This is a genomic window from Stenotrophomonas sp. P5_A8 (assembly GCF_056400545.1).
Genome location: NZ_JBFULB010000143.1, coordinates 1 through 9,733 on the forward strand (window position 1 = coordinate 1; position 9,733 = coordinate 9,733).

Genomic DNA, 9,733 nt, shown 5'->3' on the forward strand with positions numbered 1-9,733 from the left:
CGGCCTGGCGCTCCTCGCGCCGGGCCTGCTGCGCGGCCACGGCCGCGGCGTCGGCGGCCACGGTCACGCCGCGGGTGTGGCCGAACAGCGTGTCGTAGCAGGCCAGGCGCGCCGCGTCGGTATCGACCAGCGCGCAGGCTTCCGGCGAGGCCGGGGTCGGTGCGGCTTCCTGCGCCGCCAGCGGCAAGCTGGGGCTGGCCAGGGCCAAGGCGGTGAACAGGGCGGAGCGGGGGCGAAGGAGGGTCATGAAAGCAGGCCAGGTGGCAAAATGAATGGGGTAGCGGGACAGTGTGGCCGCTGGCGGCCGTTCCTGCCAGCGCAACCGTGTGGTTCTCCCCGGGCGTTATGCCCGGCCATGGCGTGCGCAGAATGTGAAAACAGGCTGTTCAGACCAGCCAGGCGAACGCGAACAGCCCGAGCATGGCCACCACCAGCGCCATTTTCAGCGCCACCCCGAGCAGGATGCCCAGCCAGGTGGCGAAGCCCACCTTGGTCGAACGCCCCAGTTCACGGGTGTGCCAGTACTCGCCGGCCAGCGCGCCGAGCAGTGGCCCGGCCAGCAGCCCGATCGGCATGAAGAACAGCCCGACGATGCTGCCGATGAACGTGCCCCACAGCGCCTTGCCGCTCGCCCCGACCCGTTTGGCCCCGACCACGGTGGCCAGGATGTCCACCGCGAAGGAGAGCAGGGTGAGGATCCCCAGCAGGGTCAGTGGCAGCCAGCCCACGTGGACGAAGCCATCGGCCCAGGCCGCCAGCAGCAGCCCGGCGAAGACCAGGGGGATGCCGGGCAGGGCCGGCAGCACGATCCCTGCGATACCGACCAGCACCAGCAGGACGGCTAGCAGGTTAAAGATGAATGAAGGGTCCATGCTATTCCGTATGGTAGGGGAAATGGGGTTGACAACCGAAAGTATTTGCCAGTTGATTTTTCGTTTTGCTCGGGTTAAGTTGCAGATGCTGAGCTTGGCAAGGTCACCGTGGATCGTGGCCTGATGATGGTAGATCTTCCAGATCCGCTGCATCGATGCACCTCGCTTCCCCCTTGCTGTCAGCCGCCTCTAAGGGCGTATCCAACAACAAGACTGTTAGGGAGTAGCAGAGATGGCAGAGAAGGGCACCGTCAAGTGGTTCAATGACGCCAAGGGTTTCGGTTTCATCAGCCGTGAGAGCGGCGAAGACGTGTTCGTGCACTTCCGCGCGATCGAATCCCAGGGCTTCAAGAGCCTGAAGGAAGGTCAAGCGGTCGAGTTCGAAGTGGTCACCGGCCAGAAGGGCCTGCAGGCGGACAAGGTAAAGCCGCTCTAATCGGCCACCGGGTTCTGTCTGGTAGCAACACCAAAAGGGCCCGCTTGCGCGGGCCCTTTCTTCATTCTGCGATCAGCGCCAGTGCGATCAGCGCAGGATGACCTTGCCGTTGACCACGCGAACGTAGGTGTTTTCGCGGATGCCGCCGAGGTCGCGCTGGTTGACCACCACGGTGCGGCCGTCATCCATGCGCACGCTGATGTCGAAGGTATCGCTGGTGACGTTCTTCTGGATCTGGTTGCCGGCCAGCGCGCCACCCACCGCGCCTGCGGCGGCGGCGATGTTCTTGTTGCCGCGGCTGCCGCCGGTGTGGTCGGAAATCTCATGGCCGGCAACGGCGCCGACGAGGCCGCCGAGGATGGCGCCGGTGGCGGTCGGGGCGGTGCGGCCCGAAGCGACCTGATTGATCCGGGTCACGATGCCGCAGTCGGCACAGCGGCCGTTGTTGTACCCATTGTTGTAACCGTTGTTGTTGCCGTAACCATTGTTGTAACCGCTGCTACCGTAGCCGGGCGAAGTGGTCGCGCAGCCGGCCAGTGCAACGGTGGCGATGGCAGCGGCGGCGATGAGTTGGATCTTCATGGTGGTTCTCCTGGCCAGAGGGATGGTCGAATGCGTCTGGGGCGCATGCCGCAGATCCTGTCCTGTGTTATGTGAACAGCGCGCCAATCTGACCCTGGCAGGGTGGCTGGCAGATGAATCAGCGGAAATCCTGGTGGCACGCCTTGCAGTCGGTCTGGATCTTTTCCACCACCTTGCCCATGGCCACGCAGTCGGTGGGCGGGGCGGCCAGGGCGGTGTTGAGCGTGGCGCGCAAGGCGCTGGCGTGCTGCTGGAAGCCCTGGCTGTCCTTCAATCCGGGGAAGGCCACGTCCATGTCGTTGGACAGCGAGCGCATCGTCTGCAGGCGCGGCACGCTGTCGGCCAGCGTGCAGCGGTTCTGCGCCTGTGCGGCCTGCAGCAGTTCCACCTGCCGGTTCATCACGTGCATGAGCGCGTCCGGGAACGGATCCTGGCGGGCCTGGATCGCGCGCGAGACCATTACCGTGGCGATCAACCCGACCACCAGGCCGAGCACACCCACGAACAGATAGCGATACGCGGCGGAGGGGCGGCGGGGCGGGGCGGGTTGATTCATGGCGGGCGTCCTTGTGGGTGGCTGAGCCGATCTTACGGTGCGTCCTGTCCATGCGGCGTACGCACGGGGCCGGTGAGGGTAAAATTCGCCCATGAACGACGTACTGCGCGAACGATTTGCCGGCATCGACCGGTTGTATGGAGTGGGCACCGTGGACCTGCTGTCGACCCGCCGGGTGGCGGTGGTCGGCATGGGCGGGGTCGGCTCGTGGGTGGTCGAAGCGCTGGCGCGCACGGCGGTGGGGCACCTCACCCTGATCGATGCCGACGACATCTGTGTGTCCAACACCAACCGCCAGCTGCCGGCGCTGGCCGGCCAATACGGCCGCAACAAGGCCGAGGCGATGGCCGAGCGCTGCCGTGCGATCAACCCGGACATCCAAGTCGATGCGATCGCTTCGTTTCTGACCGTGTCGAACATGGTGGAGCTGCTGGACCGCGATTTCGATCTGGTGATCGACGCCTGCGACAGTTTCCGGGTCAAGGTCGAAACCATCGCCTGGTGCCGCCGCCGCAAGCTGCCGATCCTCACCGTCGGCGCGGCTGGCGGGCGCACCGATCCGACCCTGGTGCGCATCCGCGATGTATCGCGCACCGAGCACGACGCGATGATGGCGTTGATCCGCAAGAAGCTGCGCAGCGATTTCAACTTCCCGAAGAACGCGTCGCGCTACTTCGGTGTGCCGGCGGTGTATTCGCTGGAGAACGTGAAGTACCCGCAGGCCGACGGCAGCGTGTGCGGCATCCGCCCGAACCTCGGCGCGGATGCGGCCTTGAAGCTGGACTGCGGCGCCGGCCTCGGCGCGGCCACCCACATCACCGGCGCGTTCGCCTTTGCGGCAGTKGGCAAGGCGCTGGAAATGCTGATGAAGACGCCGGCAACCGCGAACACGTAGAGCCGACCGTTGGTCGGCTGCGCTGCGCGCCTACACTTCCATCCCAAGACCGGGTCGCGCGGCGATGGCGTCCGCGACGAAATCCATGACGGCTCGCACCGATGCCGAGCGCCGCAGATCACGGTGTACTACCAGCCAGATATCGCGCGCGAATGGCGCGCCGTCATGGTCCAGCCGCGTCAGCCCGGGGGCTGCATCGCCAAGGAAGCAAGGCAATCCTGCTACGCCAGCCCCGGCCAGCGCTGCGGCCCGATGACTGCTGATGTCGCTGAGTTCGCACCCCACGCGCCGGCTGCCGGCCACGCCCAGTAACCACTGCTGCTGGGGCATGTCTGCGAACTGGGTGTCATACGCAATGAAGGTCCAGTCTTCGGGACGATGCGTGGACACGTAGCCCACGCTGGCATACAGGGCAAAGGGCATGCGCCCGATCTTGCGCACGACGCTGCTGGCTTCGACGGGGCGTACCAGGCGCACCGCCACATCGGCCTCCCGGCGGCTGAGCGATACCTGCTGGGTCTGCGCCGACACGGAAAGCTGAATCCCGGGATGCCCTGCCCTGAAATCGACGAACCGTTCCGCCAGAAGGTGCGCGACCAGGACCGGCGGCGCACTGAGGGTCACTCTGACATCCGTCGCTTCCTGGCTGGCGCGGCTCAAGCGGGCCACGCTGAAGGCGGAGGCTTCCATCAGTTTGGCCTGCTCGTATATCTGTACGCCCATCGAGGTAAGCCGGCACGAGCGCGGTAGGCGCTCGACAAGCGACACCTGGAGCTCGCTCTCCAGCGCGGCGACGCGACGGCTGACCGTGGCATGGTCCACCTGCAGGGCTCTGGCGGCACCGGAAAGGGTGCCTGCGCGGGCAACCGCAAGGAAGTGACGGATATCCTCCCAATCAAACATCTGTGCGTTTTCGCAAGTCTGGAGTGAGGTTTCGGGGAATTTTCGAGCCTAACGTCGGAGCCTAGCATGACCCGTCTCCCCCGCTGGTAGGTACTTCATGACGGTTTCTGCTACATCCGCGCGCGGCACGCTTTGGGCTTCGGCATTGGGATTGGTCGTCGTCCTGCTGGACATCAGTGTGGTCAACGTGGCCCTGGATGCGCTGCGGCGTGAATTTTCAACCGATGTGGCCGGTCTGCAGTGGGTTGTCAACGCGTATACCCTGGCGTTTGCCGCATTGCTGCTGACCAGTGGCACCCTCGGTGACCGCTTTGGTGCGCGTCGCCTGTTTCTCTCCGGCCTGGCGGTATTCACGCTGTCATCGGCCGCCTGCGGGCTTGCCGGCGGCCTGGCGGTGTTGGTCGCGGCCCGACTGATCCAGGGCGTGGGCGCAGCGTTGCTGGTGCCCAATTCGCTGGTCATGCTGCGGCAGGCGTATCCCGACAACCGGGCGCGTAGCCGCGCGGTCGGATGGTGGGGCGCGCTGGGTGGTGCCTCTCTGGCGGCTGGGCCGGTATTGGGAGGCATACTGGTGACGCACGCAGGCTGGCGAGGCGTATTTCTTGTCAATCTTCCGATCGGCCTGATCGGAATGTATCTGACGCTGCGGCATGCGGCGCCCTCTGGCGGCCGTCATCAGCGCGATCTCGACTGGCGCGGACAGGCGGCTGCGATCCTCGCGCTGGCAGCGATGGCCACGGCGCTGATCGAAGCCGGCCAGCTTGGGTGGCGACATGGGCTGGTGCAAGGTGGCGCGCTGCTGGCCGTCCTCGCGACCCTGGCCTTCCTCCGGATCGAAGCCCGCAGCGCTTCGCCCATGCTGCCATTGACATTGTTCCGTATCCGTACGTTCTCCGTCGTCTCGCTGGCAGGTGTAGCGGTGAATTTTGCGTACTACGGCCTGATTTTCGTCTTCAGCCTGTTCTTCCAGACACAACAGCATCTGTCGCCACAACAGGCCGGGCTGGCCTTCCTTCCCATGACGGTGGTGCTGATGGCGGTCAATGTGTTGGCAGGGCGTCTCATTGCACGCGTCGGGCCGAGAGTCCTGATGGTGACCGGGCTGCTGCTGGCGGCGCTCGGTTACCTGTTGTTGATGCCGGTCAGCATCGGGGGCGGCTACGCGCCCTTGATCGTGCCGATGGTGCTGGCGGCCAGCGGAGTGGCGCTGGTGGTGCCGACGATGACCAATGCCACGCTCGCCTCGGTTGACGGGTCGCGAGCAGGCATCGCGTCCAGTGTGCTCAACTGCGCGCGGCAGGTCGGCGGCATGCTTGGGGTCGCCATATTCGGTAATTTGATAGGAAATGGCGCGTCAGATGCCTTCATGCGAGGCATGCACGCATCGATCGGCATTTCGGCAGGACTGCTGGTGTTGGTAGGTGCGCTGTGCTGGTGCGGCATCGGGCGCGGACACCTGCAGCAGTCAGAGGGTTCAGTGGGGATCGGCAAGGCCGAATAGTGCGCGCGCGTTGGCCGTGGTCCGCGCGGCAATCTCCTCGGCCGGCTGCCCGCGCAGCCGCGCCACCGTCTCCAGGATCACCGGCAGCCGCGAAGGCTCGTTGCGTTCGCCACGGATGCCCGCATCCGGCTGGTCCGGCGCGTCGGTTTCCAGCAGCAGCTGTTCCAGCGGCATCTGTGCCACAAGCCGCTGCAACCGCTGCGCACGGTCGTACGTCAATGGGCCGCCCAGTCCCACCAGAAAACCCAGTTTGTGCAGGTGCGCGGCCTGCTCCGGACTGCCCGGGAAACTGTGGACGACGCCACGCAGCCCGCCCACCTGTCTGATCGCGGCGATCACCGCATCCACCGCACGCCGTGCATGCACGATCACCGGCAGATCGAATTCGCGCGCCAGCCGCAGTTGTCCCACGAAGTACTGCTGCTGCAGCTCCGCATCCAGCCCCTCGACAAAGAAATCCAGCCCGCATTCGCCAACCGCGCACGGGCGCTCACGCTCGATCCAGCCACGCAGTTCGTCAAGATGTTCGGCCCGGTGCTCGGCCAGGAACATCGGGTGCAGCCCGTAGGCCGGATGAAGTCCCTGGGCCATCTGGCAGGTCTGGCGCAGCTTCGGCCAGCTGGCGGCGGTCACCGCTGGCACGACCTGCGTGCCCACCCCCGCCGCACGCGCCCGCGCAATCACCTCGGGACGGTCGGCATCGAACTGTCCGGCATCAAGGTGGCAATGACTGTCGACCAGGATCACGCGCGGCGCTTGCCCGGCAGGGCCGGCGGCACGGCCGCGCTGCGGTTCTTCCAGTTGGCCAGCAGCAACGTGCCCAGGCCGAGCAGGATCTCGTCCACGAACGGCACCGGATCGGGAATGAACAGGGTCAGCGCGAACAGGCCGGCGGTGAGCTTGAACAAGGTGGGATAGCACAACCGACGCGCCCATTCCAGCATCGGCAGCAGCAGGGGATTGGCCATGACGCTCTCCTCGGACAGATGCTGTAAACGCTATCACGAGCCCCAGCGACACAGAACCTGAATGGGTAAGGGTGGTGTGCACGCACTGTGGAGATTCCGTTCAGGCACCGCATGCTGGAATCCGCTCAAGAACGTTGCGGATCGTCCGCAGGGAGCCGGTTATGAAAAGTACCACCACCACTGCTTTGGTCGCCGCTGGCGCGCTGCTCGTCGGCGGCATCGCCACCGCCGCCTTCATGAAGAGTGGCTCGTCCGCCCCCGATCCGGTGACGGCGACGCAGACCCGGCCCACCCTGGACACCACCCCGCTGGCCGACGACGGGTCGCGCACCGATGCGGTCGCGGTCCAGGACAAGGCGGGCAAGCTGGAATACGCCGATATCGTCAAGGTCGATCCGCTGACCAGGAAGGAAAAGGCCTACGCCACCGTGATCGGTACCGAGCCGGTGCGCGAAACCTCCACCACCCAGACCCCGCATGAAGTCTGCCAGGACGTGGTCGTGCAGGAGCGTCTGCCCGAGCGCGACGGCAACGTCGGCGGCACCGTCGCCGGTGCGGTCATCGGTGGCCTGCTCGGCAACCAGGTCGGCGGCGGCAATGGTCGCAAGGCCGCCACCGCGGCAGGCGCCGTGGCCGGTGGCCTGATCGGCAACACGGTCGACAAGCGTCACGTCGGTGGCCGCGTGGTCAACCGTACCGAGCGCCAGTGCCATACCGAAACGGCGACCTCCGAGTCGACCAAGGTCACCGGCTACAACGTGACCTACCGCAACGAAGACGGCACCACCGGCACCATGCGCATGGCCAGCAAGCCGGGCAACCGCATTCCGATGGGCACCAGCAACGCGGTCACCGGCTACAACGTGACCTACCGCTACGATGGCGCCGAAAAGACCGTGAAGATGGACAACAAGCCGAGCAGCGATCGCCTGCCGGTGATCGATGGCCAGCTGGTCACCCAGACCGCGGCACTGGATTCGAACAAGCAGTAATGTTTCGCGCCGCGTGATGGGGCGAGCAACAGGCCGGCCTAGTCCGGCCTGTTGCGTTTTGCTGCCGCCGCCAGCCCAACGGGCAGGCCCGATCAATGACATCCATTGGCCTGGGCGAGCCGCGTCTGCCAAGATCGATGCCGGCACATCAACAGGCATCGGCATGAGCATTTTCGACCTGCAGCTGGAAACCGAACGGCTGATCCTGCGCCCGCCGCGCGCGGAAGACTTCGACGCATTCCTGCGGTTCTGTACCGACCCGGAGGTCATGCAGCACCTCGGTGGCGTACAGGCGCCTTCGCAGGCCTGGCGAAGCTTCAGTTGCCTGGCCGGCAGCTGGCATCTGTATGGCTTCTCGATGTTTTCGGTGATCGAAAAGAGCAGCGGCGACTGGGTCGGTCGGATGGGGCCGTGGCAGCCGCTGGACTGGCCGGGCACTGAAGTCGGCTGGAGCATCCGGCGCGAAAGCTGGGGCAGCGGTTATGCACCGGAAGCGGCCGTTGCCAGCATCGACTGGGCGTTTGCCACACTGGGCTGGGACGAGGTGATCCACACCATCGATGCGGCCAACGAAAATTCCAAGGTCGTCGCGCGCAAGCTCGGCAGCACGTTGCTGCGCATGGGCGAACTCCCTCCACCGCACGGCGGCAAGCCCATTGAAATCTGGGGCCAGTCGCGCGAGCAATGGCGGGCGCGCCGCGCCGGCTGATGGCCATGCTGCACCCGCGCTTGGCAAGCGGCGCGGGTTGCGGCCAGACTTCCGGCGTGGTCGCTTTGGCCGCGCGTCACGGAGGCTGATGGATGTTTGCCGTGGTTCCCGATCCGATTCCCGCCCGCATGAAAGCCCTCAACCGGGCCGAGATCTGCGACGCCAACTTCATCGACTTCGTGCAGCAGTGGCAGGGCGATCCGACCCCGCGGCCTGCGCCTGACGCGCCGATCCTGCCGGGCAGCACGCTGGATGCGCAGGGCTTCGATGCGCTGTTCGAGTCGCAGCTGATCAGCCGCCACCTGGACCTGATGGCGCGCGTACTGCGCGTGCAGAACAAGGTTTTCTACACCATCGGCTCGTCCGGCCACGAGGGCAACGCGCTGGTGGCGCGGCTGGCGCGGCACACCGATCCGGCGTTCCTGCATTACCGTTCCGGCGCGTTCATGGCCGAGCGCTTCCGCCAGTTGCCGGACATGGATCCCGTGCTGGATGCGGCCCTGTCATTTGCCGCCAGTTGCGATGACCCGGCCAGTGGCGGGCGGCACAAGGTGTGGGGCAGCAAGCCGCTGTGGGTGTTGCCGCAAACCTCCACCATCGCCTCGCACCTGCCCAAGGCGTTGGGCACGGCCATGGCCATCGAGAGCGGGCGGCGCATCGGGCACACGTTGCCCATCCCCGACGACAGCGTGGTGATCTGCTCCTTCGGCGATGCCTCTTCCAACCACGCCACCGCGCAGACCGCCTTCAATACCGCCGCCTGGGCGGCTTACCAGCGGCTGCCGGCGCCGGTGCTGTTCGTCTGCGAAGACAACGGCATCGGCATCTCGGTGAAAACCCCGGACGGCTGGATCGCGCAGAACTTCAGCCACCGTCCGGGCCTGGACTACTTCTTTGCCGATGGCCTGGACCTGGCCAGCGGCCATGCACAGGTGCAACGCGCGCTGGAGCACTGCCGGCGCACGCGGCGGCCGACCTTCCTGCACCTGCGCACCACGCGGCTGATGGGCCATGCCGGCACCGATTTCGAAATCGAGTGGCGGCCGTTGCCGGAACTGTGCGCGGCCGAAGCCGCCGATCCGCTGCTGCGCTCGGCGCAGATCGCGCTGGAAACGGGGTGGATGGATCGTCAAACGCTGCTGCAGCGCTACGAGGCGATGCGCGCGCGCTGCTTTGCCGCTGCCGCCGAGGCCGACCGACGTCCCAAGCTGGAAGGCCTGGCGCAGATCGTGGCCCCGCTGGCGCCGTACTCGCCGGCGGCGGTGCAGGCCGAGGCCGGCCGGGTGGCCGCAGCCGACGCGCGCCTGGCGGCCTTCGGC

General features: G+C 66.3%; 12 protein-coding genes and 1 pseudogene. 6 read left to right on the plus strand and 7 right to left on the minus strand.

Features of this window, described 5'->3' with window-relative positions:
• Window positions 1-247: pseudogene (locus tag AC1DQP_RS11590) on the minus strand (phospholipase A); the annotation flags it as partial.
• A 139-nt stretch (window positions 248-386) separates the two neighbouring features.
• Window positions 387-872 carry a DUF456 domain-containing protein gene (locus tag AC1DQP_RS11595; RefSeq protein WP_256775557.1) on the minus strand — a complete coding sequence of 162 codons (486 nt, stop codon included), beginning with the start codon at window positions 870-872 and terminating at the stop codon, window positions 387-389.
• Window positions 873-1,104: 232 nt separating this feature from the next.
• Between AC1DQP_RS11595 and AC1DQP_RS11600 the strand changes: the two genes are divergently transcribed.
• Window positions 1,105-1,308 (plus strand): cold-shock protein, encoded by a 204-nt coding sequence (locus AC1DQP_RS11600; RefSeq protein WP_019185917.1) that lies wholly within the window; start codon window positions 1,105-1,107, stop codon window positions 1,306-1,308.
• Window positions 1,309-1,395: 87 nt separating this feature from the next.
• Here the strand turns inward: AC1DQP_RS11600 and AC1DQP_RS11605 are convergent, their stop codons facing one another.
• Window positions 1,396-1,890, minus strand: coding sequence for a glycine zipper 2TM domain-containing protein (locus tag AC1DQP_RS11605; protein WP_256775556.1), 495 nt, complete (start codon window positions 1,888-1,890; stop codon window positions 1,396-1,398).
• Between the two features lie 118 nt (window positions 1,891-2,008).
• Window positions 2,009-2,446 carry a hypothetical protein gene (locus AC1DQP_RS11610; RefSeq protein ID WP_256775555.1) on the minus strand — a complete coding sequence of 146 codons (438 nt, stop codon included), beginning with the start codon at window positions 2,444-2,446 and terminating at the stop codon, window positions 2,009-2,011.
• 91 nt (window positions 2,447-2,537) lie between these two features.
• On the opposite strand from AC1DQP_RS11610, the gene AC1DQP_RS11615 reads away from it, so the two are divergent.
• On the plus strand, window positions 2,538-3,341 hold the full coding sequence (locus tag AC1DQP_RS11615) for a tRNA threonylcarbamoyladenosine dehydratase (RefSeq protein WP_457320324.1): 804 nt from the start codon (window positions 2,538-2,540) through the stop codon (window positions 3,339-3,341).
• A gap of 30 nt (window positions 3,342-3,371) precedes the next feature.
• Here AC1DQP_RS11615 and AC1DQP_RS11620 read toward each other — a convergent pair whose 3' ends face one another.
• The gene (locus AC1DQP_RS11620) at window positions 3,372-4,244 is read right to left on the minus strand and encodes a LysR family transcriptional regulator (RefSeq protein WP_478051638.1); all 873 of its coding nucleotides are present in this window, start codon (window positions 4,242-4,244) and stop codon (window positions 3,372-3,374) included.
• Window positions 4,245-4,341: 97 nt separating this feature from the next.
• On the opposite strand from AC1DQP_RS11620, the gene AC1DQP_RS11625 reads away from it, so the two are divergent.
• Entirely contained in the window at window positions 4,342-5,745 is a 1,404-nt protein-coding gene (locus AC1DQP_RS11625; protein WP_478051639.1) for an MFS transporter, read from the plus strand.
• Here AC1DQP_RS11625 and AC1DQP_RS11630 read toward each other — a convergent pair.
• Both AC1DQP_RS11630 and AC1DQP_RS11635 read right to left on the minus strand, forming a co-directional pair.
• Window positions 5,719-6,492 carry a TatD family hydrolase gene (locus tag AC1DQP_RS11630; RefSeq protein ID WP_457320694.1) on the minus strand — a complete coding sequence of 258 codons (774 nt, stop codon included), beginning with the start codon at window positions 6,490-6,492 and terminating at the stop codon, window positions 5,719-5,721. The two genes, AC1DQP_RS11625 and AC1DQP_RS11630, sit on opposite strands and share 27 nt — an antisense overlap.
• Window positions 6,489-6,713, minus strand: coding sequence for a DUF6116 family protein (locus tag AC1DQP_RS11635; protein ID WP_457320692.1), 225 nt, complete (start codon window positions 6,711-6,713; stop codon window positions 6,489-6,491). The genes AC1DQP_RS11630 and AC1DQP_RS11635 overlap by 4 nt, the downstream gene beginning before the upstream one ends.
• A 161-nt stretch (window positions 6,714-6,874) precedes the next feature.
• Between AC1DQP_RS11635 and AC1DQP_RS11640 the strand changes: the two genes are divergently transcribed.
• From AC1DQP_RS11640 to AC1DQP_RS11650, 3 genes are all read left to right on the plus strand, one after another.
• Window positions 6,875-7,705: a glycine zipper 2TM domain-containing protein gene (locus AC1DQP_RS11640; protein WP_457320691.1), complete on the plus strand. Its 831-nt coding sequence runs from the start codon at window positions 6,875-6,877 to the stop codon at window positions 7,703-7,705.
• Window positions 7,706-7,868: 163 nt separating this feature from the next.
• A complete protein-coding gene (locus AC1DQP_RS11645) occupies window positions 7,869-8,414 on the plus strand; it encodes a GNAT family N-acetyltransferase (RefSeq protein WP_457320688.1) in 546 nt (181 codons plus the stop codon).
• 92 nt (window positions 8,415-8,506) lie between these two features.
• A partial coding sequence (locus tag AC1DQP_RS11650) for a thiamine pyrophosphate-dependent enzyme (RefSeq protein ID WP_478051640.1) occupies window positions 8,507-9,733 on the plus strand: 1,227 nt, incomplete at its 3' end.